This is a genomic window from Gilvimarinus sp. 1_MG-2023 (assembly GCF_030548285.1).
The window spans coordinates 1-252 of the sequence record NZ_JAUOSC010001355.1; the positions used below are offsets into that span (position 1 = coordinate 1).

The following is a 252-nucleotide window of genomic DNA, read 5'->3' on the forward strand; positions in this document are numbered from 1 at the left end:
ATTCTATGCGGCTGCCAACACCACCCTGTCATCGTCCTGTTATTTTTGGAGTTACCCATGCCTCGCGCCTGCGCCCGCCATATTCTGGTAAAAACCCGCGAAGAAGCCGACAAACTCAAGGCCCAACTGGATAAAGGCGCTGACTTCTCACGCCTGGCGCAAAAGTTTTCCCAGTGTCCATCCAAAAAAAATGGCGGCAGCCTCGGCGAATTCAACAAGGGTGATATGGTCAAAGCCTTTGACGATGTGGTT

The 252-nt window shown here is 52.0% G+C and carries 1 protein-coding gene; it reads left to right on the forward strand.

The window, feature by feature from the left end; translation table 11 throughout:
• Positions 1-57: 57 nt before the first annotated feature.
• Positions 58-252: peptidylprolyl isomerase (locus Q4563_RS21260; RefSeq protein WP_303605939.1), on the forward strand; the 195-nt coding region annotated here is incomplete at its 3' end.